The organism is Actinoplanes sp. NPDC004185 (assembly GCF_053603475.1).
In genome coordinates this window covers 39,259-63,098 of record NZ_JBSGFR010000020.1, presented here as the reverse complement: position 1 = coordinate 63,098, position 23,840 = coordinate 39,259, and the positions used below count along the sequence as shown (strand labels likewise).

25 protein-coding genes and 1 pseudogene are annotated in these 23,840 nt (G+C 72.3%); 10 read left to right on the top strand and 16 right to left on the bottom strand.

Features of this window, described 5'->3' with window-relative positions:
* Positions 1-17: 17 nt before the first annotated feature.
* The 4 genes and pseudogenes from ACWEOZ_RS21500 to ACWEOZ_RS21485 all read right to left on the bottom strand — a co-directional run.
* Positions 18-710: pseudogene (locus ACWEOZ_RS21500) on the bottom strand (MFS transporter); the annotation flags it as partial.
* 424 nt (positions 711-1,134) lie between these two features.
* Entirely contained in the window at positions 1,135-2,262 is a 1,128-nt protein-coding gene (locus ACWEOZ_RS21495; RefSeq protein ID WP_451912448.1) for an N-acetylmuramoyl-L-alanine amidase, read from the bottom strand.
* Between the two features lie 19 nt (positions 2,263-2,281).
* Entirely contained in the window at positions 2,282-2,557 is a 276-nt protein-coding gene (locus ACWEOZ_RS21490) for a hypothetical protein (protein ID WP_451912447.1), read from the bottom strand.
* 107 nt (positions 2,558-2,664) lie between these two features.
* Positions 2,665-2,838, bottom strand: a complete 174-nt coding sequence (locus ACWEOZ_RS21485; RefSeq protein ID WP_451912446.1) for a hypothetical protein — start codon at positions 2,836-2,838, stop codon at positions 2,665-2,667.
* 104 nt (positions 2,839-2,942) lie between these two features.
* Between ACWEOZ_RS21485 and ACWEOZ_RS21480 the strand changes: the two genes are divergently transcribed.
* Both ACWEOZ_RS21480 and ACWEOZ_RS21475 read left to right on the top strand, forming a co-directional pair.
* Positions 2,943-3,956: a LacI family DNA-binding transcriptional regulator gene (locus ACWEOZ_RS21480; protein WP_451912445.1), complete on the top strand. Its 1,014-nt coding sequence runs from the start codon at positions 2,943-2,945 to the stop codon at positions 3,954-3,956.
* Positions 3,957-4,108: 152 nt separating this feature from the next.
* The gene (locus ACWEOZ_RS21475; RefSeq protein WP_451912444.1) at positions 4,109-4,270 is read left to right on the top strand and encodes a hypothetical protein; all 162 of its coding nucleotides are present in this window, start codon (positions 4,109-4,111) and stop codon (positions 4,268-4,270) included.
* A gap of 345 nt (positions 4,271-4,615) precedes the next feature.
* Here the strand turns inward: ACWEOZ_RS21475 and ACWEOZ_RS21470 are convergent, their stop codons facing one another.
* Positions 4,616-5,470: a L,D-transpeptidase gene (locus ACWEOZ_RS21470; RefSeq protein ID WP_451912443.1), complete on the bottom strand. Its 855-nt coding sequence runs from the start codon at positions 5,468-5,470 to the stop codon at positions 4,616-4,618.
* A 137-nt stretch (positions 5,471-5,607) separates the two neighbouring features.
* Between ACWEOZ_RS21470 and ACWEOZ_RS21465 the strand changes: the two genes are divergently transcribed.
* Positions 5,608-6,375, top strand: a complete 768-nt coding sequence (locus tag ACWEOZ_RS21465) for an SIR2 family NAD-dependent protein deacylase (protein ID WP_451912442.1) — start codon at positions 5,608-5,610, stop codon at positions 6,373-6,375.
* A gap of 23 nt (positions 6,376-6,398) precedes the next feature.
* Here the strand turns inward: ACWEOZ_RS21465 and ACWEOZ_RS21460 are convergent, their stop codons facing one another.
* Complete coding sequence (locus ACWEOZ_RS21460; protein WP_451912441.1) at positions 6,399-6,857, bottom strand: Lrp/AsnC family transcriptional regulator; 459 nt, start codon at positions 6,855-6,857, stop codon at positions 6,399-6,401.
* 78 nt (positions 6,858-6,935) lie between these two features.
* Here ACWEOZ_RS21460 and ACWEOZ_RS21455 point away from each other — a divergent pair, with 78 nt between their 5' ends.
* From ACWEOZ_RS21455 to ACWEOZ_RS21445, 3 genes are read left to right on the top strand one after another with little or no spacing between them, the layout of a single operon-like run.
* A complete protein-coding gene (locus tag ACWEOZ_RS21455) occupies positions 6,936-7,976 on the top strand; it encodes a Glu/Leu/Phe/Val dehydrogenase dimerization domain-containing protein (RefSeq protein ID WP_451912440.1) in 1,041 nt (346 codons plus the stop codon).
* On the top strand, positions 7,973-8,740 hold the full coding sequence (locus ACWEOZ_RS21450; RefSeq protein ID WP_451912439.1) for a class I SAM-dependent DNA methyltransferase: 768 nt from the start codon (positions 7,973-7,975) through the stop codon (positions 8,738-8,740). Before ACWEOZ_RS21455 ends, ACWEOZ_RS21450 begins: the two co-directional genes overlap by 4 nt.
* An 18-nt stretch (positions 8,741-8,758) precedes the next feature.
* Entirely contained in the window at positions 8,759-9,277 is a 519-nt protein-coding gene (locus ACWEOZ_RS21445) for a 2'-5' RNA ligase family protein (protein ID WP_451912438.1), read from the top strand.
* An 8-nt stretch (positions 9,278-9,285) separates the two neighbouring features.
* Here ACWEOZ_RS21445 and ACWEOZ_RS21440 read toward each other — a convergent pair whose 3' ends face one another.
* The 5 genes from ACWEOZ_RS21440 to ACWEOZ_RS21420 form a co-directional block, all read right to left on the bottom strand.
* Positions 9,286-11,349 carry an MMPL family transporter gene (locus ACWEOZ_RS21440; RefSeq protein ID WP_451912437.1) on the bottom strand — a complete coding sequence of 688 codons (2,064 nt, stop codon included), beginning with the start codon at positions 11,347-11,349 and terminating at the stop codon, positions 9,286-9,288.
* A gap of 109 nt (positions 11,350-11,458) precedes the next feature.
* Entirely contained in the window at positions 11,459-12,511 is a 1,053-nt protein-coding gene (locus ACWEOZ_RS21435) for a Gfo/Idh/MocA family protein (protein ID WP_451912436.1), read from the bottom strand.
* Positions 12,508-13,263 (bottom strand): ThuA domain-containing protein, encoded by a 756-nt coding sequence (locus tag ACWEOZ_RS21430; protein ID WP_451912435.1) that lies wholly within the window; start codon positions 13,261-13,263, stop codon positions 12,508-12,510. The genes ACWEOZ_RS21435 and ACWEOZ_RS21430 overlap by 4 nt, the downstream gene beginning before the upstream one ends.
* A gap of 37 nt (positions 13,264-13,300) precedes the next feature.
* Positions 13,301-13,993: a substrate-binding domain-containing protein gene (locus ACWEOZ_RS21425; RefSeq protein WP_451912434.1), complete on the bottom strand. Its 693-nt coding sequence runs from the start codon at positions 13,991-13,993 to the stop codon at positions 13,301-13,303.
* A 117-nt stretch (positions 13,994-14,110) separates the two neighbouring features.
* Entirely contained in the window at positions 14,111-14,446 is a 336-nt protein-coding gene (locus ACWEOZ_RS21420; RefSeq protein WP_451912433.1) for a hypothetical protein, read from the bottom strand.
* Positions 14,447-14,580: 134 nt separating this feature from the next.
* Here ACWEOZ_RS21420 and ACWEOZ_RS21415 point away from each other — a divergent pair, with 134 nt between their 5' ends.
* Positions 14,581-15,948 carry a UDP-glucose dehydrogenase family protein gene (locus tag ACWEOZ_RS21415; RefSeq protein WP_360544215.1) on the top strand — a complete coding sequence of 456 codons (1,368 nt, stop codon included), beginning with the start codon at positions 14,581-14,583 and terminating at the stop codon, positions 15,946-15,948.
* A gap of 28 nt (positions 15,949-15,976) precedes the next feature.
* On the opposite strand, the gene ACWEOZ_RS21410 is transcribed toward ACWEOZ_RS21415, so the two are convergent.
* The gene (locus ACWEOZ_RS21410) at positions 15,977-16,645 is read right to left on the bottom strand and encodes a copper homeostasis protein CutC (RefSeq protein WP_451912432.1); all 669 of its coding nucleotides are present in this window, start codon (positions 16,643-16,645) and stop codon (positions 15,977-15,979) included.
* A gap of 213 nt (positions 16,646-16,858) precedes the next feature.
* On the opposite strand from ACWEOZ_RS21410, the gene ACWEOZ_RS21405 reads away from it, so the two are divergent.
* Complete coding sequence (locus ACWEOZ_RS21405; RefSeq protein WP_451912431.1) at positions 16,859-19,363, top strand: LamG-like jellyroll fold domain-containing protein; 2,505 nt, start codon at positions 16,859-16,861, stop codon at positions 19,361-19,363.
* Between the two features lie 43 nt (positions 19,364-19,406).
* Here the strand turns inward: ACWEOZ_RS21405 and ACWEOZ_RS21400 are convergent, their stop codons facing one another.
* Both ACWEOZ_RS21400 and ACWEOZ_RS21395 read right to left on the bottom strand, forming a co-directional pair.
* Positions 19,407-20,231, bottom strand: coding sequence for a hypothetical protein (locus tag ACWEOZ_RS21400; protein ID WP_451912430.1), 825 nt, complete (start codon positions 20,229-20,231; stop codon positions 19,407-19,409).
* Positions 20,228-20,800, bottom strand: coding sequence for an RNA polymerase sigma factor (locus ACWEOZ_RS21395; protein ID WP_451912429.1), 573 nt, complete (start codon positions 20,798-20,800; stop codon positions 20,228-20,230). Before ACWEOZ_RS21395 ends, ACWEOZ_RS21400 begins: the two co-directional genes overlap by 4 nt.
* A 101-nt stretch (positions 20,801-20,901) precedes the next feature.
* Here ACWEOZ_RS21395 and ACWEOZ_RS21390 point away from each other — a divergent pair, with 101 nt between their 5' ends.
* Both ACWEOZ_RS21390 and ACWEOZ_RS21385 read left to right on the top strand, forming a co-directional pair.
* A complete protein-coding gene (locus ACWEOZ_RS21390) occupies positions 20,902-22,293 on the top strand; it encodes an OFA family MFS transporter (protein ID WP_451912428.1) in 1,392 nt (463 codons plus the stop codon).
* Positions 22,290-22,397 carry an MFS transporter small subunit gene (locus ACWEOZ_RS21385; RefSeq protein ID WP_433718808.1) on the top strand — a complete coding sequence of 36 codons (108 nt, stop codon included), beginning with the start codon at positions 22,290-22,292 and terminating at the stop codon, positions 22,395-22,397. The genes ACWEOZ_RS21390 and ACWEOZ_RS21385 overlap by 4 nt, the downstream gene beginning before the upstream one ends.
* Here ACWEOZ_RS21385 and ACWEOZ_RS21380 read toward each other — a convergent pair.
* On the bottom strand, positions 22,372-22,929 hold the full coding sequence (locus ACWEOZ_RS21380) for a hypothetical protein (protein WP_451912427.1): 558 nt from the start codon (positions 22,927-22,929) through the stop codon (positions 22,372-22,374). The two genes, ACWEOZ_RS21385 and ACWEOZ_RS21380, sit on opposite strands and share 26 nt — an antisense overlap.
* Entirely contained in the window at positions 22,926-23,774 is an 849-nt protein-coding gene (locus tag ACWEOZ_RS21375; RefSeq protein WP_451912426.1) for a class I SAM-dependent methyltransferase, read from the bottom strand. The genes ACWEOZ_RS21380 and ACWEOZ_RS21375 overlap by 4 nt, the downstream gene beginning before the upstream one ends.
* Positions 23,775-23,840: the final 66 nt, after the last annotated feature.

Genomic DNA, 23,840 nt, shown 5'->3' with positions numbered 1-23,840 from the left:
CACGCGGAGATCAGCGAGCCGATGGTCAGGGTGTTGGCGTACATCGTGGTGGCGCGGCCGGTGGCGTGCGGCAGCAGGTCCTGCACGTACGTGATGCCGAGCGCGCCGACCACCGCCAGCGCGACGCCGCGGGCGACCTGGGTGGCGATCAGCGGCATGCCGCCGCTGATCGCCACCAGCACGAAGTAGGCGGTGAACAGCAGCATGCCCAGCAGGATCACGCCGCGCCGGGCGACCCGGGCGGGCAGCAGCATGACACTCAGCGCGGCCGGGATCTCCACCACCGCACAGATGCTGAACAGCAGCCCCACGTCGCTGTCCGGGCGGGCCAGCGTCCGGGTGACGTAGAGCGGCAGCGCGACCGAGCCGGCCAGCATCGCGGTGTGGAACAGCGTGAAGCTGCCCGCGATCAGCAGCATCGACCGGTTCAGCCGTTCCCGGCCGGCGTCGGGCGCCGCGGCCCGGACCGGCGCCGGGGTCGGCCCGAGCGCCACCAGCGGCAGCGCCACCAGCGCGAACGCGGCTGCGGTGAGCGCCATCAGCGCGTCGTAGCCGCGCCAGGCCAGCACGGCCGCGCCCACCAGCGGGCCGATGGCCCAGGCGAGCGACCACACCGACCGCAGCGCGGGCGTGCGGCGGCCGGCGGCGTCACCGCCGGAGCGGTCGAGATGGGTCCGGGCGAGCGTGAACAGCTGCGGGAACGCGGCCATCCCGGCCCCGAGCAGCCCGACGCCGATCAGGGCCAGCAGGGCGTAGTCGGTAGTGGTGGTCAGGGCCAGGTAGCCGGCCGCGGGGGCGGCCACGGCGACGAACGCCGGCCACCGGCTCGCGGACCGGTCGTAGCGGCGGCCGAGCCAGGTGCTCACCGCGAGGCCGCTGATCGCGACGAGCGACAGGAAGACCCCGACCTGGAACGGCGACAGCCGCGCCTCGTCGGCTCCGAAGAGGGTCAGGTACGGCCCGATCATCGAGTCCGCGATGCCGAGCAGCAGCACACCGGCCAGCAGCGGCAGAAATCTCGAACGGCCCCCGGCCCCCGCGACAGTGGTCAGTCCGGTCCCGCTACCCAGCGCGCAGGAATGCTATGCGCGTCGATGCCGTACGGCAGCCGGAAAGGTCCGGGGCCGCGACGGATCAGGCCCGGGCCGTAGTGCCGAGAGTGAGTGGCGGGGTGTCCGTACCGTTCTGACCCAGCATGTAGAAGTGCTTCACGCCCGAGGCGATCCCGGCCGCAACGGCATTCAGATAATCCGCACTCCGCAGCCGGGCCAGATCACGGTCGTCCGCGAGATTGGCGAACTCGACACGGATCGTGGGCAGCTGGGCCTGCTCGAAGAGGTGCGAGAATTCGGCATGGGTGCCGCGGTCCGGTGCCCCCGCGATCCGGACGATCTCTCGCTGGATGCTTTCCGCCAGGGGCCGTCCGACATGGGAATACACGTCGGGTGCCATGCCGAAATAGAACGTCGCGCAGCCCGGGCCCGTGTCCACGGCATCGGCCAGGCTGAGTGTGATCATGAATTCGGCTTTGATCCTGTTCGCGAAGGACGCCACCTGCCCCTCGTCCTGCGTGGCGATGTCCGTTCTGTTGAGCATCCATGACTGCATCCCGGTCGCGGTGTCGATCTGCACCTCGAGCAGCCGGCCGAGCTGGTCGATGAAGGAGTCGGCCAGGGAAGTGGCGTGCTCGTCGCCTTCACTGGTGAATACCGAGCTGCGGGACACCAGATCGATGACGACGAAGCCGCCCTGCTGGGCCTTGACGATGAAGCTGATCATGTGCCGCTGTTGCACCGTCGCGGCATTGTTCTTGTCGATGCCCTGCTCTTCCAGATAGCTCAGCACCCGCTGGGTGACCCGGCCGCAGACGCCGTCGTTGAGGATGTCGAAGTCGGTCTGGAAGCGCCGGACCGCGGTCTCCGTGCTGTCCAGGAAGACGCCGTTGATGAGATCGTCGTCGCCGTAGCCCATGGCCACCAGTTGCCGTTGCAGGTCCAGCACGTCGCGTCCCTGCATGGGCCGGGCGGGCAGGCTGGCCAAGGCCCGTGACCGCCTACTGGTGTGGGGCAGCACTGCGGCGGGCCGAGCCGGGTTGCGGGGGCCCGGCGTGACCGGCGCCGCCGGCTCGGCCTCGGCGAGCCGGGTGGCCGCCAATCGCGCCAGCCCGGGCGCCGTTTCTTGTTTCGTTCTGCGGTCCAGGGCCACCTGGGCGCGGGCGGCGATGATCTCGAGTCGGGTGGGTCGGCGCCCGTTCTCCGGCACGACTACTTCCTCCCTGTGGTCAGGAAAAGGACGAGAGGTCGACCTGATCGATGATTGCCTGGAGCAGCCGGGCGTCGTCCCGCTCCACCACAGGGGAGGAATCGATGAGCGCGATCAGCATCGACATTCCCAGGCAACGTCGCCGATCGTCGCTTGACGCTACCGCGTCAGCGGCCCACTGAACCCGCTTCCACCACTGCTCTTTGCGGTCCGTGCGGTTCTTCTGGCGAATCGTCAGCAATACACCGAGCAGGACGAGAGTGGCTGCGACGACCGGTACCAGGCCGGAGATCACCCGACGCCTCGAATGGACTGATCGGTCACTCGCGCATCTTATGGGCATCCACCCGAAGCGAGAAAGAGTGCTTGTACCGTTCGTGGTTTCCCGGCGGAGCTGCCGTCTCAATGTCGGCGGCGCCGGCCACGGCGGTCCTCCCCGCTGTGCGCGATCCGGCGCGCCACCGCCCGGGTGCGCCGCCAGCTCTCCCGGTGCGGCCGCACCTCGGCCCCGGGCAGCGCCGAATGGCTGGCACGCCGGGTCACCAGCACGCTCATCAGCAGAGCCATACCTTCCATGAGCCGGACCTCCTCGTTCCGTTAACGGTCACGTGACCGTTAACGGGATCGTCGCGCACGTGCTGCCGGGCCGTCAACCCCGGGCGGTTTACGATGCGGTCATCGTGGGAGACGAACAGCAGGACACCGCAGGAGCGGGCGCCGGAAAACGCGCGACATTGCGGGACGTGGCGCGACTGGCGGGCGTCTCGCACCAGACCGTGTCCCGGGCCATCAACGACAAGGGTGAGATCGACCCCGAGACCCGCCGCCGCGTCCTGGACGCCGCCCGGCAACTGCACTACCGCCCGTCCCGCTTCGCCCGCGGCCTGGTCCGGCCCGGTGCGACCACCGTCGGCCTGATCGTGTCCGACGTGGTGAACCCGTTCTTCCCCGAACTGATCGCCGGCGTCCTCGAGGCCGCCGAGCAACGCGGCTGGCAGGTCCTGGTGGCCAGCACGCAGGACGACCCCGGCCGCGAACCGCAGCTGCTGCGCTCCCTCGCCGGCCAGGTCGACGCCCTGATCGGCTACCTCTTCCAGCCGGACGACGTGGTCGCCGCCGCGATCGAGGGCGTACCGCTGGTCGTCATGAGCCGGCGCGCCCGCGAAGCGGCCTTCGGTGCCGTCGACATCGACCTGGAGACCGGCGTCCGCGCGGCGGTACGGCACCTGGTCGCCCGCGGCCACCAGCGGATCGGCATGATCGACTGCCCGGACGCGGCCGACCCGGCCCGCCGGGCGATCTTCCTGGCCGAAGCCGAGGACCAGGGCCTGCCGGTGCCGGCGGACGCGATCATCGGCGTCGAGCAGTCCATGGCGGGCGGCGAATCCGGCTTCGAGAAGTTGCACGCGGCCCGCCCGGAGCTCACCGCGATGTTCGCCTTCAACGACCTGATCGCGCTGGGTGCGTACCGGGCGGCCCGCCGGGCGGGACTGGCCATCCCGGACGACGTCGCCCTGCTCGGCTTCGACGGCCTCAACCTGGGCGAGCTGCTCGACCCGCCCCTGACGACCATCGCCATCGACAAGCGCAGGATGGGGGAGCTGGCGGTGGCGCAGGTGCAGCGGCTGCTGGCGGGCGAGCCGGGCGGGCTGGCGCTCGTGGAGACCGAGCTGCTGATCCGCGGCTCCGCCTGATCGCCTGCGGAGCACCCTAACGGGCGTGTCACGACCCAGCTTGATCCCTTGGATCGTTACGAGGCCGCGGCCAGGTGGGTCGGCCGCCTCATGTTTCTGTCGTACCGGTCTGGTAAACCATCACAAGATCATCCAGAGAGGAGGAACTCACCATGAACGCATCCCGCGTTGCCCTGGCCATCGGCACCAGCCTGGCCACCATGTGGCTGACCGATCAGGCTATGAAGTGGGCGTCGTTGCCGGCGCTCGCCCGGCCGCTCGTCGGCCTCGCCGCAGCCGCAGTGGTCGACCAGGCCGTCCAGCGTCTGCGCTGATATCGCCGAAGGATCCGACATCTGAGCCGTTACAGCAGGTCAGGAGTCACGCCGCGCGCATTCCGCCGATCCACCACATGGTCCCGAGCCGCGCCGACCGGAAGCCCCCAGGAACGTCCGCACAATGAGGCGTTGTTGGGGGCTTCCTTCTTGGTTCCCGGACCGGTCGTCGGTGTCGCGCTTACCGCATCGACGGATTGCCGTTTCGCTGGAGTGACAGCGGTCCTTCTCGATGCACCACTGCGGACAGTTTGCGGCAGCCATGGACCAGTCGCGCAGCCGAATGACGAATACCCCGTGGCTACCCGTGCCAGTGCCCTGCCTGTCCTGACTTGCTGCAACTCGCTAGTCGACGACGGTGACCAGGGTGCCGTGCCCGATGTGCTTCAGCAGGGTGCGCTGGGCCGCTCGCGGCATCCGTACGCACCCGTTCGACGCGCTGCGGCCGAAGGCGCTGGGGTCGTGCCAGCCGTGGATGCCCGTGTGCGCGCCCCGCAGCGCCGCCGGCAGCGACCGGCGGTTCTCCGGCACCGAGCTCAGCGCCAGCGCGTCCACGTTCGCGTACGCGGAGCCGTTGGTCGGGGTGCGGCCCAGCACGAAGCTCCGGCCCAGCGGGGTCGGCGTCGCCGCCGTGCCGGTCGTCACGGTCCAGGCCCCCTGGCGGACGCCGTCGCGGCGCCAGATCAGTTGGTGGGTGCGGCGCTGGACGATGAGGTGGTCGCGCAGCGGCCGCGGTGACCATCCTTTCGGCGGCAGCCAGCCGATGCGGCGGTTCGCCGTGGGCAGCAGCACGGCGACCCAGCCCGAGCGCCGGTCGGTGATCGGCAGGATCAGGGGCATGCCGCTGATCTCCGGGGTGAGCCGGGCGCGGGGCCGGCCGCCGGGCGCGTCGTAGACCGGGATCGACCGGGTCGGGTGCAGGCCCTCGGTGATGCCGGTCAGGGACGTCGCCGCCGGGTCGGCCGGGAAACCGCGCGGGGCCGTCCAGTAGTCGATCACCGGCAGGCCGGCCGGGGCCGGCGCCGCGGACAGGATGGGCTCCGGCGTCGGAGCGGCGACGCTGGGGGAGGGCGCGGCGGGGGCCGGCGCTGTCGCCGGGTGGTCGTGGGTGCTGGTCAGGAAGCCGGCGCCGGCGGCGACGCAGGCGGCCAGACCGAACAGCCCTGCTCCGGTACGGGTGACGCGCAGGGCTCGGAACACCCGCCCACCGTATGCGCCGCAACCCGTCAAGCCCCCGGATCGCGGGACCGTCCACCGGAACGGAGGAATCTCAGCCGAACGCCCGCCACCCGTAACCCGGTCGACCTCCGGGCCGGCTCCTCCTAGCATCGGCGACCATGAACACGAGCTGGATGGACGGAATCTCGCGGGTCGCGGTGCTGACCGGGGCCGGCATCTCCACCGATTCCGGGATCCCGGACTACCGGGGGCCGGACGGCGTCTGGACCCGTGATCCGGCGCTGGTCGACGCGTTCACCTACGACTCCTTCCTGGCCGATCCGGGCGTCCGCGAGCGGTTCTGGCGCACGTACCTCGGGCACAGCGCGTGGCGCGCGGAGCCGAACGCCGCCCACCGGGCGCTCGCCGCGCTGGAACGCACCCCGGTGGCCGTGCGGATCCTGACCCAGAACGTCGACGGGCTGCACCAGCGGGCCGGTTCCAGCGCGCGCAAGGTGCTCGAGCTGCACGGCAGCATGCACGAGGTGGTGTGCACCGGCTGCGGGCAGCGGTCGCCCAGCCGGCCGACCCTCGACCGGGTGGCCGCCGGGGACGGCGATCCCCGGTGCCCGGCCTGCGGCGGGATCCTCAAGCTCGCGGTTGTGCTGTTCGGCGAACACCTCGACCCGGGTACGGCGGGACTGGCCGAGCGGATCGCGGCGCACAGCGAGGTGCTGCTGGTGATCGGCAGTTCCCTGCTGGTCGAGCCGGTGGCGTCGTTGTGCGCGGTGGCCCTCAACGCCGGCCGCCGGCTGGTGATCGTCAACCGGGACCCGACGCCGTACGACGAACTGGCCGCCGAGGTGATCCGTGAACCGATCGGCGTCGCGGTGCCACGGCTCTGCGCGGCCCTCACCGACGCCGCCGGGTCCACGGTCCGCGGCTGATCTGCCCGCGCCGGTCGGTCGGCTCAGTCGTCGAGGGGTTCGACGACCATCGTGCGGGCGTGCTGGTAGATCACCGAGCTGCGGAAGCCGAGGATCTCCCGGCGCTTGCTGAACTTGTCCATCAGGAACGCGTGCAGCGCGTCGACACTGGGCACCGCCACGTGCACCAGGAAGTCGTCGGCGCCGGCCACCACGAACACCGACAGCACCTCGGGCAGCGAGGTGATCGAGGACTTGAAGCTCTCGATCACCTCGCGGCTCAGCGGGCGTACCTGGACGTGCAGCAGCGCCTGCACCGTCCGGTTCAGCGCGGCCAGGCTGATCTCCGCGTGGTAGCCGGTGATCACGCCCCGGGCGCGCAGCAGCCGGACGCGTTCGAGGCAGGTCGACGGCGCGATGCCCACCGCCCGGGCCAGCTCCCGGTTGGTCTGCCGGGCGTTCTGCTGCAGATGCCGGATGATCGCCGCATCAAGTTCGTCCACGGTCGCCGCCCCTTGTCATCTGCCGAATATAGTTCGGAGTCACGACCGATGAACGGAACAAGCTCTTACGGTCCGGGCATGACTACCGCATCAAATTTCGACGACTTCGAACGGGTCGTGGCCCGTCGAGGTGTGCGCAGCGGGCTGCCGGTGATCGTGGCGGTGCACTCCAGCGCCCTCGGCCAGGCCATCGGCGGGTGCCGGCTGGCCCCGTACCCGGATTGGCGCGACGGCCTCACCGACGCGCTGCGGCTCGCCGCCGCGATGACCGCCAAGTGCGCGGTCGCGGGCCTGCCGCACGGCGGCGCCAAGACCGTGGTGGCTCTGCCACCGGGAACGACGCTCGACGCCGGGCTGCGCCGGGCCGTCCTGCTCGACGTCGGTGACACCATCGAGTCCCTCGGCGGCGACTACGCGACCGGGCCCGACGTCGGCACCGGCCCGGAGGACATGGCTGTCATCGGCGAACGCACCGGCCACGTCTTCTGCCGCCCGTCCGGCGCCGGCGGCAGCGGCGACTCGTCCGGACCGACCGCCGAAGGCGTACTGGCCGCACTGGCCGCGCTCGCCCCGGTGGCCGGACGGCGTTTCGCGATCATGGGACTGGGCCGGGTCGGCGCGCACGTGGCCCGCGAACTGGCCGCGTCCGGCGCCGAACTCGTGGTCACCGACGTGGACGACAGCCGCCGGCAACTCGCGGCCGACCTCGGCGCGGCCTGGACCGACGACATCCTGGGCGCGGAGGTGGACGTGCTGGTGCCGGCGGCCCTCGGCGGGGTCCTGACCGCGGCGACGGTGGCCCGGCTGCGCTGCGCCGAGATCTGCGGACCGGCCAACAACCAGCTGGACCGGCCGGCAACGGCGGACCTGCTGCAGGAGCGGGGCATCCTGTGGGCGCCGGACTTCGTCGTCAGCGCGGGCGGGGTGATCCACGCGACCGGGGTGGAGCTGCGCGGTCAGACGGAAGCGCAGGCCAGGGACCGAGTGCGCGGCATCGCCGGGACGCTGACCACGGTGCTGGACTCGGCCCGGCGTCGCGGTGTCACTCCGCTGGCGGCGGCGCACGAGCTGGCCCGGGCACGCGTCGAGACCGCCCGGCAGGCGACGATGGCGGCATGAGCGAGTCTTTCCCCGACGCCGGCCTCCGGCCGGGCAATGGCGGTGCCGGTCCGGGCGATGGCGGTCTTCGGCCGGGCGATGGCGGTGCCGGTCCGGGCGACGCCGGGGACCCGGGTGAGGCCGTGCGGCTGCGCGACACCTACGACAAGATCGCCCGCGCCTATGATGCCCAGCTCGCCGACGAGCTCGACCACAAGCCCCTGGACCGGGCGCTGCTGGCTGCCTTCCTCGAATTGGCCGGGTCCGGCCGGGTCGCGGACGTCGGCTGCGGTCCCGGGCACGTCACCCGTTTCCTGGCGGCCCGGCACCCGGACGTGACCGGCCTGGACCTGTCACCCGAGATGATCGCGATCGCCCGGGAACGCGCGCCGGAGATCCCGTTCACGGTGGCGTCGATGCTGTCCCTGCCGGTCGCCGACGGTGCGTGGGCCGGGGCCGTGGCGATGTACTCGATCATCCACTTGAGCCCGCCGGAGCGGGCGGCGGCGTTCGGTGAGCTGGCCCGGGCGATCCGCGGCGACGGCCGGCTGCTGGTGTCCTTCCACGTCGAGGGCCCGGACGTGCCGGCCGGCGGCACCACCCATCTGACCAGCTGGTTCGGGGCGCAGGTGAATGTGGACGTGCACTTCCTGGACCCGGACGCGGTGCGCGCGGACCTGGTGGCGGCCGGGTTCCGGATCGAGTCGACGGTGCTGCGGGAGCCGCTGGACCCGGCGGAGTTCCCGAGCCGCCGGGCCTACCTGCTGGCGAGGCGGGAACGGTGATCCGCATAGGGTGAGTGGGTGGTGGCGGCGATCGAGCTGTATCTGGACGTCGACGCGTCCCGCCGGGTGCGCAAGCTGTGGCAGGCCCTCGAGGAGGAGGGAGTGCAGACGCTGGCGTCCCTGCTCGACGAACGCCACCGCCCGCACGTGTCGCTGGCGGCCGCCCGGCGGCTGGAGCCGGAGGCGGTGACGGCGGCGCTGGCCGGTCACGCGGTGGGGCGCGGGCTGACGCTGGGGCTGGACTTCGTCGGCCAGTTCATCGGGCGGGTGCTGTGGCTGGGAGTCACCCCGACCCTCGAACTGCTCGAACTGCACCGCGAGGTGCACAACCGGCTCGCCGGGCACGGCATCGAGGTCTGGGAGCACTACCGGCCGGGGCAGTGGGTGCCGCACTGCACGATCTCCATGCGGGTGCCGAACCCGCTGGTGGGCGCGGCCGTCCGCCGCTGCCTGGAATTCCTGCCGATCCGAGCCACCGTGACGGGCGCGGCCGTCACCGACCACGCCAACGACGTCGCCCGGCCTCTGACGCCCTGACGGCGGTCCTACGTCTCGCTGTGCACCACCTCCGGTGCGGCCGGGGCGGGGCGGCGGCGGGACGGCCGCCACCAGTTGGCCGGGCCCAGCGCCGCCACCAGGGCCGGGGCCAGCACCCCGCGCACGATCGTCGCGTCGATCACGATGCCCAGGGCCAGGGCCGTGGCCAGGATCTTCACCTCCGTCGTGGGGACCTGGGCCAGCGAGATGAACGCCAGGAACAGGATCAGCGCCGCCGAGGTGACCAGCCGGCCGGTGCGGGCCACGCCGTGCACGGTCGCGGCGTCGGTGTCGTGGCCCTGGTCGTACTCCTCGCGGATGCGGGCCAGCAGGAACACCTCGTAGTCCATCGACAGGCCGAACAGGAACGCGAACACCGCGATCGGGATCCACACGGTGATCGCGCCCGAGGCGGTGCGGTCGAACAGCAGCTCGGTGAGGTGACCGTCCTGCCAGATCCAGACCGTGATCCCGTACGCGGCCCCGAGCGAGATCACGTTCAGCAGCAGCGCCTTGAGGGGCAGCACCACCGAGCGCAGCGCCCGCAGCAACAGCAGGAACGTGACCACCACGATGACCAGCACCACCCACCACGCGTTGCCGTAGACCGCGTCGATGAAGTCGGCGTCCTGCGCCGGCGTGCCGCCCACCCGTGCACCCACCCGCTCGGCTGCCTCGCGGACCGTGGCGGCAGCGTCCGCGCCCGCCGCGGAGGAGCTGTCCGCGCGGGTCCACACGACCACCACGGAGGTGCCGTCGCGGGTCCACGCCGCCGGTGTCACCACGGCGGCCACCCCATCGATGCCCTGCACCGCGGTGCGCACCCGGGCCGGGTCCGGCGTCAGGATCTCGATCGGCGTGGCGAGGCCCGAGCCGATGCCGGAGGCGTCGATCCGCAGGACCGCGGCCGCCGCCGGGCCGCCTTGCGAGGCCAGCGACTCGTTGGTCGGCCGGCCCAGCCGCAGCCCCAGCATCGGCGCGGCCAGCACCAGCAGGGCGAGCGTGGCAAGGGCGATCGACACCCAGCGGCGCCGGACCACGGCCGCGCCGATCCGCCGCCACAGCCGGCTCTCCGGGTCGGTCGAGCGGCGGTGCGGCCAGTCCAGGCGAGGGCCGATGACCAGCAGCAGGGCCGGCAGCAGGGTGAGCGCGGCCAGCACGCTGACCACCGGGATGAGCAGGCCGGTGAAGCCGACGCTGCGCAGGAAGGGCACCGGCAACGCGATCAGCGCCGCGAGACTGACGGCGACGGTCACCCCGGAGAAGAACACCGACCGGCCCGCCGTGCCCATCGCCCGGATGACCGCGTCGGCGTTGCTGTGGCCGTGACCGCGCTCCTCACGCCAGCGGGTGACGATCAGCAGCGCGTAGTCGATGGCCACGCCCAGGCCGATCAGGGCCAGGAGGTATTGCACGATGAAGGACACGTCGGTGACCCCGGTGATGCCCCAGACGATCAGGAACGTGGTCAGGATCGAGGCGGCCGCGATCAGCAGCGGCATCAGCGCCAGCACCGAGCCGAAGACCAGCAGCAGCACGAGCAGCGCGCCGGTGCCGCCCGCGATCGTCTCGACCAGCACGTCGGCGCCGCCGCTGTCGCCGTCCTCGCCGGACTCCAGGATGTCCTTGCCGGTCACGGTCACCGGCACGGCGGCGGACGCGGCGACCTGGCGCAGCGCCGGCAGGGCGGCCACGTACGGCTCCGGGCCGGGCACGGGTGTGGGGTAGACGACCACGACGCTGGTGCGCCCGTCCGGCGCCCGCAGAGCCGGCTCGTCGGCGGGGGACAGGATCCGGGCGCCGGGCACGGCCGCGGTCGCCGCCCGCACCACCGGCGCGGGGTCGCCGGCGTCGGCGACGACCAGCAGGATCGGGGAGAGATCACCGCCGGAGCCGAAGCGCTCGGTGATCACTTTGTTGGTCTCATAGCCGTCCTGGCCGGGCAGGGAGAAGTCGTAGCTCAGCGCGGCGGTCGCCTTGGGCGCGGCGAAACCACCGACGGCGGCGAGGAGCAGCCAGGACACCAGCACCCACCAGCGGTGCGCGACGACGAACCGCGACAGAGCGTTCACCCCCGGCACGCTAGTCACTCACCCCGGCCGCCGCTGACCGGCTGTGGACAACCACTCGCCCGGCCGGCGGCTGTGGACAGCGGAGCGAGCGGCCGGCGCCCGGAGAAGCTCAGGCCGCGCGGAGGGCAGCCCGTACGTCGGTCCAGCTCCGCAGCTCGTCCCGGACCTCCGGCCGGCGCTCGTCCCGGACGGCCTGCTCGTGCGCCCGCGCCAGCACGTCGTCGATCAGCACCGGACGTCCCCGCGCCGCCGAGTCCACCGCGGCCTCCACCATGGCCAGGCTCAGGACGTTGCTGTGCACCTCACCCATCGGCACCACCCCGCTCCGCAGGGCCTCCGTGAACACCCGCAGCGCCCCGCCGATGCCGGAATACCGGTCGTCCGGCGCGTCGACCGGCGGTCCCACCGGGTCGTGGTCGCCGTCCCAGCGGGCCGTTCCCTCCTGCGCGCTGACCCGCCACTCGCCGTTCCAGGACGTCTCCGCGCCCGGGCTGCACCAGCTGCCGTGGTAGACGTAGCGGGCGCCGCCGGTCATCTCGAAGATCGCGGCGGCGCAGGCGTCGCCGGCGTACCAGCTCCAGGGCGGGTTCCAGGTCCGGCACGAGACCGAGAGCGGGTCGTCGCCGAGCAGGAACCGGGCGGCGTCGAAGGCGTGGATCGCCATGTCGACCAGCAGCGGCTGCGCCATCTGCTCCCGGAAGCCGCCGAAGTGCGGCGCCCGGTGGAAGTCGGTGCTGACCGAGCCGACCGGACCGAGTTTCCCGGTCATCGCCCGCAGCGCGAACAGCTGCGGGTTCCAGCTGCGGGACTGGCTGACCATGAACAGCCGGCCGCTCACGTCCGCGGCCGCCACCAGGGACAGCGCCTGGGCCAGCGTGTCCGCGACCGGCTTCTCGCCGAGCACGGACAGCCCGGCGAACAGGGCGGCGGTGGTGACCTCGTGGTGGGCCACCGGTACGGTCACGTCGACCACCGCCTCCGCCCCGGTCTCGGCAGCCAGCGCGGCGACATCGGTGCCGACCGGCAGCCCGGCTCCCGCCCGCCGGGCCGCCGCCAGGTCCAGGTCGACCACCCCGGCCAGCTCGACGCCGGGCTCGGCGTGGATCGCCTCCAGCCAGGCCCGGCCCATCGCGCCGGCCCCGGCCAGCAGCACCCGGGTCATGCGGCCGAGCCTCGGTGCGTGGGCGCCGAGAAGGTGTCGTAGCGCAGCAGCTCGGGCGCCTCCCGCCGGGGCCGGTCGGTACGGGCCCAGCGCACCCCGTTGGCGATCACCCGCCGGATGTCCGGGTGGTGGTAGACCGGGTAGTCCTGGTCGCCGGGCTTGAAGTAGAAGATCCGGCCGTGCCCGCGGCGCCACGTGCAGCCGCTGCGGAACACCTCGCCACCGCTGAACGAGCTGATGAAGACGAGCTCGTCCGGGGGCGGGACGTCGAAGTACTCGCCGTACATCTCGTCCTCGGGGAGCACGATCGGGTGCGGCACGCCCTGGGCGATCGGGTGGGTCGGGTCGACGGTCCAGATCAGCTCGCGGTCGTGCTCGTTGCGCCAGCGCAGGGTGCACGTCGTACCCATGAGCCGGGTGAAGATCTTGGACCAGTGCCCGGAGTGCAGCACCACCAGGCCCATCCCGGACAGCACGTGCCGGTGCACCCGCTCGACCACCTCATCGGCCACCTCGCCGTGGGCGGCGTGCCCCCACCAGGTCAGCACATCGGTGCCGGCCAGCACCGGCTCGGTCAGGCCGTGCTCGGGCTCGTCCAGGGTGGCGGTCCGGACCTCCGCGGCGTCGCCGAGGTGCTCCCGGATGCCGGCGGCGATCGTCTCGTGCATGCCGTCCGGGTAGAGCGTGGCGACGTGTTCCTCGGTGCGCTCGTGGCGGTTCTCGCCCCACACGGTCACGCGGATCTGGTCCATGCTGCGTCCCTCCTGATCTCCAAGCGGTGCCGGCGCGTCAGCCGGGCAGGGTGGTGCGGCGCCGGGCGAGGCGCGGCGTGATCAGCTCGACGGGCCGGGCCGCGGAGGAGTCCCCGTCGAGCAGCCGGAACAGGGTGCGCATGGCCCGCCGGGACACGTCCCGCGGTTCGAGGGAGACATCGGTGACCGGGGGAGTGGTGCCCGCCGCCGGCGCCTCCGGGCACAGGCCGGCCACGGACAGGTCCCGGCCCGGCAGATGCCCGCGGCCGGTCACCGCGGTCAGCACCGGCTGCACCGCCTCGGTGTCGTGCACGACGAGGCCGAGCCGGCCGTCGATGCTGTGGTCACCGGAGCCCAGTACCTCGTCCAGGGCCGCCGAAACGCCGTGCGGTCCCCGTTGGGGCTGGTCGACGACCGTGCACGGCAGGCCGTGGCCGGCCGCCGCCGCGGTCGCGCCGCGGCGGAAGCGGCCGACGAAGTTGACCTCCCGGGCCACTGTCGGGCCGCGGATGGCCGAGCACGGCGATCCGGTCGTGCCCGGTGGCCGCCAGGTGGTCCACGGCCAGCCGGCCGGCCCGCTCGAAGTCCAGATCGGCGCAGGGCCGGCCGAGCCCTCGTCCCGGGTGACCGGCAGGATGTCGTGGTCCCGCTCGCGGGCGCAGGTGGCGATGGTCTCGATGAACGGCAGCAGCCCGGACGTGTCGGCGTCCGGACCGAACGGCCCGATCACCCGGGTGCGCCGGCTCTTGAGGGCACGAGCGAGCCTAGCCGGGGGAGGTCCGCGCGCTCAAGAGCACGCCGCCGCCGGCGCGCTTGGCCCGGTACCTCGCCGCGTCCGCGCCGCGCATCAGTGCCGGCATGCCTCCGGCGTCGTCGGTGATCCCGACGCCGGCCGCGTAGCGGATCGCCCGTCCGGGCCGACCAGGTGCACGGCCGCGCGCTCGGCGCTGAACGCCTCGCCGGTGGCCCGGGCCAGCAGCCGGCCGGCCTCCTCGACCGTGGTGGCGGCGCTGCCCTGCTCGAACAGCCCGCGGACGGTGGCGGCGAGCATGGGGGCGACCGAGGGGATGTCGCGGGTCATCACGGCGATCAGGTCGTTGTGCAACAGAGCCTGCTCGTCGCCGGGAGACGATGCCGCCACCACCAACCCACCCGAGCCGGCTGTACGGACGTCGTCGCTCACCGTCACGGTCGCGTCGGTCGGCAGTGATCCGACTCGCCTGAGGATCCCGCGACACCCGGCGGCGCGACAGGACGGATTACCGTGCAGCGATCGGGTACACCCGGACCCGATGCGAACCGAAGGGAAGTGCGGGCATGAAGGTGTGCGTCGTAGGAACCGGCTACGTGGGGCTCACCACCGGCGTCAGCCTGGCGTTTCTCGGGCACGACGTCACCTGCGTGGACCTCGACCAGGCCAAGGTCGACCTGCTCAGCGGGGGCCGCTCGCCGATCTACGAGCCGCACATGGACGCCCTGCTGGCCGATTCGGCCGAGCGGATGACCTTCACCACCGACTACAGCGCGGCCGTGCCCGGCGCCGACGTGGTGTTCATCGCCGTGCAGACCCCGTCGCTGCCGGACGGCAACCCCGACCTGCAGTACCTGCGCTCGGCCGCGGAGAGCGTCGGGCAGCACATCGACGGCGAGTTCACCGTCGTGATCAACAAGTCGACCGTGCCGATCGGCAGCAGCAACTGGGTCGACTCGATCCTGCGGGAGTCGTTCGAGCGCACCCACGAGCGGCGCAGCGACGGTGAGTTCTCGGTCGCGTCGAACCCGGAGTTCCTGCGTCAGGGTGCGGCGATCCAGGACACCCTCTACCCGGACCGGATCGTGGTCGGCTCGGACAACCCGCGCAGCCTCGACGTGCTCAACCGGCTCTACCGCACGATCCTGAACCAGACGTTCACCCCGCCGACCTATCTGCCGCGCCCGGCCGAGCTCGGCGCGGTGCCGATGGTCTCGACCGACCTGGCCTCGGCCGAGCTGATCAAGTACGCGGCCAACGCCTTCCTGGCCCTCAAGATCAGCTTCGCCAACGAGATCGGCCAGCTGGCCGGCAAGGTCGGCGCGGACATCTCGCAGGTCACCCGGGGCATCGGCCTGGACACCCGGATCGGGCCGCGCTTCCTGCAGCCGGGCATCGGCTGGGGCGGCTCCTGCTTCGGCAAGGACACCGCCGCGCTGATCGCCACCAGCGCCGAGTACCACCACGCCATGCCGATCGTCACCGCCGCCCGCGAGGTCAACCAGATGCAGCGCCGGCTGGTCGTCGACCGGCTGCTGGACGAGCTGCGCATCCTCAAGGGCCGCAAGATCGGGCTGCTCGGGCTCGCGTTCAAGCCGAACACCGACGACATGCGCGACGCGCCGGCCCTGGACATCGCGCGGATGCTGCTCGACCGCGGCGCCCGGATCCGGCTGCACGACCCGGTCGCCGCCGAGCGTTTCCGCCGGGAGCAGCCCGACCTGGTGCCGTACCTGGCCGGCGAGGTCGAGGAGATCTTCGACGACAGCGACGCGGTCGTGCTGGTCACCGAGTGGTCGGAGTACCTCGACCTGGACTGGGCGAAGTTCGCGTCGCTGATGCGGACCCCGGTGGTGCTGGACGGCCGGCACTGCCTGGATCCGGAGCGCCTGGCCAAGCTGGGCTACCGCTACCTGTCGGTCACCGGCCGCTGAGCCAGGGCTCGGGAAAGGGCGGCCAGGCTCAGGGAAGGGCGGCGCGCCAGGCCTCGACCAGCGCGGCGTCCACGGGGGCGTCCCAGCGGCCGCCGGGACGCACCGCGCTGCCGGTGTGGAAGGCGTCCACCCCGGCGGCCAGCAGCGGGGCCAGGTGGTGCCGGCGCAGGCCGCCGCCGGCCAGCACCCGTGGCGGTGAGGCCGCCTCCGCGCTCAGCGTGGCCAGGCCCTCCTCGACGGTCGCCGGGCTGCCGGCGGTGAGCACGCAGTCCAGCCCGGGCAGCCCGGCCAGCGCGCGGCGGGCGGCCGGCCGGTCGGCGCTGTGGTCCAGCGCGCGGTGGAACGTCCACCGGCAACCCTCGATGGCGCCGAGCACCGCCTCGACGGCGGGCAGGTCCACCGCGGCGTGCGCGTCGAGGAAGCCCAGGACGAACTCGTCGGCCCCGGCGGCGCGCAGGCCGGTCGCCGCCTCGACCAGGGCACCGGGGTTGCTCAGGGCGTACCCGTCCTCGGCGCGCAGCATGACCCGGACCGGGAGGTCGACCGCCTCCCGGACCGCCGCGAAGGTCGCGACCGACGGGGTCAGGCCCTGCCGGTCCATGTCGGCGACCAGCTCGATCCGGTCGGCGCCGCCGGCCCGCGCCGCCCGCGCGTCCGCGGCGTCCAGCGCGATCACTTCCAAGATCGATTGAGGCACCGCGGCATCGTCGCACATCAGTCTGAACGGCTTGCCCCAGCGGGCACGACCATCGAGCTTCTTCCATCCAAGGCTTGACGGGATCTGAGCAATCTTGTTGAACTGTGTTTGCTCCTGGGTGGTCCCGCCAAGCGCTTGCCGTCTGTCCGAACGCGACGGCCGAGTGCGGATCGGTGCTGCCCGTGTTCTTTCCCACCGAGAGGACCACAGCGCATGACCACACCCCGGACAGCGCGGCGGGCCGTCACCGCCGCCGCCGTCACCCTTCTCGCCATCGGCACCGCGGGTGCCGCGGGCGCCGCCCCCGCCGCAGCCGCCGAACCGCAGTGGCACAAGGGCATCCCGCCGATCGCCACCCCCTGGACCGCCCAGGTCGGCCCGCAGAACGCCCTGCCCGAATACCCCCGCCCGCAACTGGTCCGCAGCAAGTGGCAGAACCTCAACGGCGTCTGGCAGTTCGGCAAGGCGGCGCCCGGCCAGGCCCCGCCCGTCGGCCAGGAGCTGACCGAGCGGGTGCTGGTGCCGTACCCGATCGAGTCCGCGCTGTCCGGCATCCAGCGCCACGAGGACCGGATGTTCTACCGCCGCACGTTCACCGTGCCCGCCGGCTGGCAGGTCGGGCGCGGACAGCGGCTGGTGCTGCACTTCGGCGCGGTCGACTACGACGCCAAGGTGTGGGTGAACGGCACCGAGGTGGCCACCCACCGCGGTGGTTACGACAAGTTCGACGTGGACGTCACCGCCGCGCTCAAGGGGACCGGCCCGCAGGAGCTCATCGTCTGGGCCGAGGACCTGACCGACGCCACCGGCCAGCCCATCGGCAAGCAGCGTCGGGTCTCCGACCGCGGCATCTTCTACCAGGGCAGCTCGGGCATCTGGCGCACGGTCTGGATGGAGCCGGTCGCCGACTCCAGCATCTCCGGGCTGGTCACGACGCCGGATCTGGCGGCCTCGGCGCTCAAACTGACGGCCGAGACCGTGCGCGGTGAAGGACTGACGGTCCAGGCCGTCGCCAAGGCCGGCGGCAAGGTGGTCGGCAAGGTCACCGGAGCCACCGGTACGGAGCTGAGCCTGCCCGTCCCCAAAGCCAAGCTGTGGTCGCCCGACAACCCGTACCTGTACGACCTCGAGGTCACGCTGCTGAACGGGCGCAAGACCGTCGACACCGTCAAGTCGTACTTCGGCATGCGGGCGATCGGCACCAGGAAGGGCGCCGACGGCAAGCTGCGGATCGCCCTCAACGGCAAGATCCTGTTCAACATGGCCACCCTCGATCAGGGCTTCTGGCCCGACGGCCTGAACACCGCGCCCACCGACGCCGGGCTCAAGTTCGACCTCCAGCAGCACAAGGAGATGGGCTTCAACGCGGTCCGCAAGCACATCAAGGTCGAGCCCGACCGCTGGTTCTACTGGGCCGACAAACTGGGCCTGCTGGTCTGGCAGGACATGCCGGCGGCCAACACCGGCCCGATCCCGCCGGAGTGGCGCGACCAGTTCGAGGCCGAGCTGCACGAGATGGTCCGCGAGCACCTCAGCTGGACCTCGGTGATCGCCTGGGTGCCGTTCAACGAGGGCTGGGGCGAGTGGGACCGCACCGCCACCGGGCGCATCGCCGACGACGTCAAGAAGCAGGACCCGAGCCGGCTGGTCAACGCGCACAGCGGCGTGAACTGCTGCAACTCCAAGGGCGACTCCGGCCGCGGCGACGTCATCGACTTCCACCAGTACCTCGGCCCGGCCTCCCCGGCGCCGGAGGAAAACCGGGTGTCGATCGACGGCGAGCACGGCGGTTTCGGGCTGAAGACCTCCAACCACATGTGGTTCGGCGACGGTCAGGCGTACGAGATGGAGCCGGACTCGGCCACGCTGACCCGCAAGTACGTGGAGAACCAGCGGGCGGTGCTCACCTCGGCCCGCTCGTGCGGGATCAGCGCCGCGATCTACACCCAGATCACCGACGTCGAGGGGGAGCTCAACGGCTTCTGGACCTACGACCGGCAGGTCGCCAAGATGGACTTCCGGCAGGTCCGGGCGATCAACCGGGAGATCATCGCCAAGGCCGACGGCACCCCGGGTGACACCCCGCAGCCGGGTCCGGGCACGCCCGGGCTGACCGGCGTCGCGTTCTACCCGCTGGACGGCAACGCCGAGGACGCCGCGGGCGACCACGACGCCACTCTGGTCGGTGGCCCCGGCTACGTGGACGCCAAGAAGGGTCAGGGCGTCGAGCTCAACGGCTCCAGCCAGTCCATCGACACCGGTGCGCCGGTGCTGAACACCGCGTCGGACTACACCGCCTCCGCGTGGGTGAAGCTCGACAAGGCCGACGGCGCGTTCCAGACGATCGTCAGCCAGGACGGCGCCAGTGTCAGCGACTTCTTCCTGCAGTACTCCGGCGCCGACCAGCGGTTCGCGATGAGCTTCGCGGGCGTCCGGGCGCTGGGACCGGTCAAGCCGGAGGTCGGCCGCTGGTACCACCTGACCGGCGTACGCGACACCGTGCGCGGTGAGCTGCGGCTCTACGTCGACGGCGAGCTCGCCGGCCGGGTCGGTGCCTGCCTGCCGCAGGCGGCGCCCACCGGCAACACGGTGATCGGCCGCGGCAAGTACGGCGGCAACCCGGTCGACTACCTGGACGGCACCGTCGACCAGGTGCACCTGTACGACCGGGCCCTGTCCGCGGCGGAGATCAAGGAGCTCTACACCTCAGGCAACTAGTGGCAGCGCGGGCGGCGGGCTCCCACCGGGGGCCCGCCGCCTGCTATCTGGTCCACGGATCGGCGGGCCGGCACGGGCCCGGCCCGTCGTAGATCACCTTGCCGGCCGGGTCGGTATAGCAGTGCGGGAACTGGCCGAGGTAGTCCAGCAGCCGCCGGCGGTCGATCTCCCGGCCGGTCGCGTCATAACTGACCAGCTCCGCGTCCTCGCGCACGTCGTCCGTGCGGGAGATCAGCCCGAACGCCCCGCCGTGCAGCCGGGCCGTCGTGGTCCGTCCGTTGCCGTGCTCGAGGACCAGACGGCCGACCCGGGCGCTCACCCGTCCCAGCACCGAGACCGAGCCGCCGTCGACCTCCGTCGAGGACAGGCTCAGGCGCTGGACCGGCCCCGGCAGCCAGTCCCGGTGCGGCCAGGCCTCGCCGCCGACGCTGCCCGACGACAGCCGGCCGAACTTCAGCTGCAGCTCACACGCCATGTAGCCGGTCCGGTTGAGGAACAGCACCTGGATCCACGAGCCCCGCCGGGCCGCGATCGCGACGTCCGCCGCCGACACGGGCACGAACTCGGGCTCCGGCGCGCCGTCGTGGCGCGGCGCCATCAGCTCCACGCAGCGTTGCACAGCCTGGCGCAGCGACAGATCCAGCTCGCCCGGACTCATCGCCAGGATCCGGGTGCGGTCCTCCTGCCGTACCTCAAGGGTCACGGTGACCGCCGCGACCAGGGTGAGCACCGCCGCGGCCGCGACCAGCAGCCGCCGGGAGATCCGCGGCCGCGGGCCGCGGGCCGTCGCGAGCAGTTCCGCGCGCATCCGCGCGGCCCGGGCCGGCGGCAGGTCCCGCTCGGCGGGCGGTTCGATCAGATCGGTCATCGCTGGTCCTCCTTGACTGCGGGGCCGAGCAGCGCGGTGAGCCGGGCCCGGGCCCGGCTCACCCGGGATCGGACCGCGACCTCGGTGACGCCCAGGGCGGCCGCGGCCTCGGCGTAGCCGATGCCGGACCACAGGCACAGCGCGACGGCCTCGCGTTCCGCTCGCGGCAGCCGCCGCACGGCGGCCAGGATCCGGCCCATCGCGCGCTCGTCGTCGAGCCGGCCGGCGACGTCGTCGGCCGGGTCGGGATCATGCTCGACCGGTACGCGCCCGAGCAGCGCCCGCCGCCGTCGGGCCGAGCGCCACTCGGTCCGCACGTGGTTGCCGGCCACCACCAGCAGCCAGGGCAACGCCGTCCCGTGGGTCAGCCGGACCGACCCGCGCTTGCGCCACGCGACCAGGAACGTCGCCTGGGTGACGTCCTCGGCGACGCTCCACGAGCCGCTGAGCCGGAAGGCGTGGTTGTAGACGGCCCGCGAGTGCCGGTCGAACAGCGTCCCGAAGGCGGCCTCGTCGCCGGCGGCCACCGCGGCCCAGAGGTCCTGGTCGGTCGGCCCGGTCTGCGTCATCACATCCTGCTGTGTCCGGCGGCCCGCTATTTGTTGCAGCAATTTTCCCGCGGGTCGATGATGAGCCTCGATAGATCATCACCAGGTCAGGGAGGCGCCACATGCTGTCCGCGCTCGACCGTCAACACTCCGTGGCGCCGCCCGGGTTCAGCCGCTGGCTGATCCCACCGGCCGCGCTCTCCGTGCACCTGTGCATCGGCCAGGTGTACGCGACCAGCGTCTACAAGAACTCCTTCGTCGCCCACTTCGACGCCAGCGCGACGTCGGTGGGCATCATCTTCAGTATCGCCATCGTCATGCTCGGCCTGTCCGCGGCCGTCGGCGGCACCTGGGTCGAGGCGAACGGCCCGCGCAAGGCGATGTTCGTCTCGGCCTGCTTCTGGGCCGCCGGCTTCCTCGTCGGCGCGCTCGGCATCAGCACCAAACAGCTGTGGCTGGTCTACCTCGGCTACGGCTTCCTCGGCGGCATCGGGCTCGGCATCGGCTACATCTCGCCGGTCTCGACGCTGATCAAGTGGTTCCCGGACCGTCCCGGCCTGGCCACCGGCCTGGCCATCATGGGCTTCGGCGGTGGCGCGCTGATCGCCAGCCCGTTGTCGCGGCAGCTGCTGTCGTTCTACGACTCCGGCTACGACCCCAACGTGTCGACCTCGGTGGCCGGCGGTGGTGCGCTCGTGGCGCTGTTCCTGACCCTGGGCATCGGCTACTTCGTGGTGATGATGTTCGGCGTGGTGAACATGCGCGTACCGGCCGGCGACTGGGTGCCCGACGGCTGGGACCCGGCCTCGGTCAAGGAGAAGCCGCTGGTCACCACGGCCAGCGTCTCCGCGGCCAACTCGATCCGGACCCGGGCCTTCTGGCTGCTCTGGATCGTGCTGTTCTGCAACGTCACGGCCGGCATCGGCATCCTGGAGCAGGCCAGCCCGATGATCCAGGACTTCTTCCGGGACTCCGGCGGCAAGTCCGCGGTCGCGGTGGCCGCGGCGGCCGGCTTCGTCGGGGTGCTCTCGCTGTTCAACATGGCCGGCCGCTTCGTCTGGTCGACGACCTCCGACCTCATCGGGCGCAAGCGGATCTATATGGTCTATCTGGGCGTCGGCATGATCCTGTACGCGTTGCTGGCCTCGGTCGGTCACGTCGCCGTGGGCCTGTTCGTGCTGCTGGCCGGCGTGATCCTGTCGTTCTACGGCGGCGGCTTCGCGACGGTGCCGGCCTACCTGCGGGACCTGTTCGGCACGTACCAGGTCGGCGCCATCCACGGCCGGTTGCTGACCGCCTGGTCGGCCGCCGGTGTGGCCGGTCCGCTGATCGTGAACGGCTTCCTGGACGCCCAGGGCAAGCCGGGCACGCTGACCGCGTCGGCGTACCAGCCGGCCCTGTTCACCATGGTCGGGGTGCTGGCCGTCGGCTTCATCGCCAACCTGCTGGTGCAGCCGGTGCCGGAGCGGTTCCACGAGCCGCGCAGCGAGGAGAAGACGGAGGCTGTGGCATGAAGACGTCGAACGTACGGCTGGCCCTGTCCTGGGCGCTGGTCGTGGTGCTGCTGGGCTACGGCGTGATCCAGACGGCGATCACCGCGGCGAAGCTGTTCCAGTAGGGAGCCCGGGTGGCCGTCGCCGTGCGGCGGCCACCCACCGGCGGTCCAGCACCGGTTCCACGGCCAGGGCCCCGATCACCGCCGTCGTGGCCACGGCGAGCACTGTGAGGCCGGTGCCGGCCCGGGCGGCGAGCACGACGCCGGCCACCGCCACGAACGGCCGGGCGAAGGTGAACGGGCCGAGGATCAGCGCGCTGGCCAGGAACCTCCGGCGCCAGCCCAGCACGGCGTAACCGGTCAGCGCGGCCAGCACGGTCGCCCCGAAAGGCAGGTAGAGCGTCAGCATCGCCCGGCCGGCGACCAGGTAGTCATCCCAGCGCGGCGGGTGGGTGAGCACGTCGGCCAGCACGACCGCGGCTACCGGGCCGAGCAGCAGAGCCGCCGTGGCCAGGCCGCGCAGGTGCGCCCGGACGTCCTCGCGCCGGTGCCGGATCAGGCCGGTCCGCCCGCACGAGGACCGGAAGCCGGCGAACGCCCCGTCCAGCGCGGCGAGCACGACCAGCGCGACCGGCACCCACCACGCCGTGGTCACGGTGCGCTCCCGGTGACCGGCCGCAGCACCTCCGACAGTCGCGGCCACCAGCGCGGTCCGTCGGCGCAGGCCGGCCGGTAGTCCGGGGCGCCGGCCCGGGCCGCGGCCAGCAGCACGGATGCCGGGTGGGAGCGCCGGGCCGAGAGCACACCGTCGTGACGGGACACCGGCTCGCGCATCCGGGCCCGGTGGAAGATCCAGGCGCCGATCGTCGTCCAGGGGCCGGGGTCGATGTCCCAGTGTGCGAATGCTGCGACTCGCAGGTCGCGCTGGGCGGCGAAGAATGCCGGCAGGGCTGAGGCCGGCAGGTGGTGCAGCAGGCCGGAGGAGATGACGACGGTGGTCATGCCGTCGTCCCCGGCGATGCCCGGGGCGAGAGCGTCGCCCGCGACGAAGCGGCAGGGCAGTCCCTCGGCGGCGGCCAGCTCGGTGGCCCGTCCGATCAGGGCCGCGTTCAGGTCGACGCCCACCAGGTCGGCGCCCGGTCCCAGCGCGTCGTACGCCGCCAGCCAGCGCACCACGTGCCCGAGCCCGCACCCCACGTCGATGACCCGGATCGGCTCCCCGGGCCGCGTGGCGCGCCACCGCAGCAGCCACTCGGCGATGCGGCGGGGCAGTTGCAGCTCCTCGCCGAGCCGCTGGAGTTCACAGTGCACCCGGATCTGCAACGCGTCGATCTCCTCGGCCACCAGGACGCCGTCGCGGACCGGCAGCCGCCGCGCCAGCCGCGCCGCCCGAGCCTGGCCACCCGCCGTGAGCTGGGCGATCACCGCGTCCCGGCGTACCGGCAGGCGGGCGCCGGAGACCGGGTCGGTGGCCACGATCAGGTCCGTCAGCTCCTCCATGGAGATCATCATCGGCAACGCTCCGGGAAATCCACAAAAAGTTTCGCGGCCATTACGTATTGATGT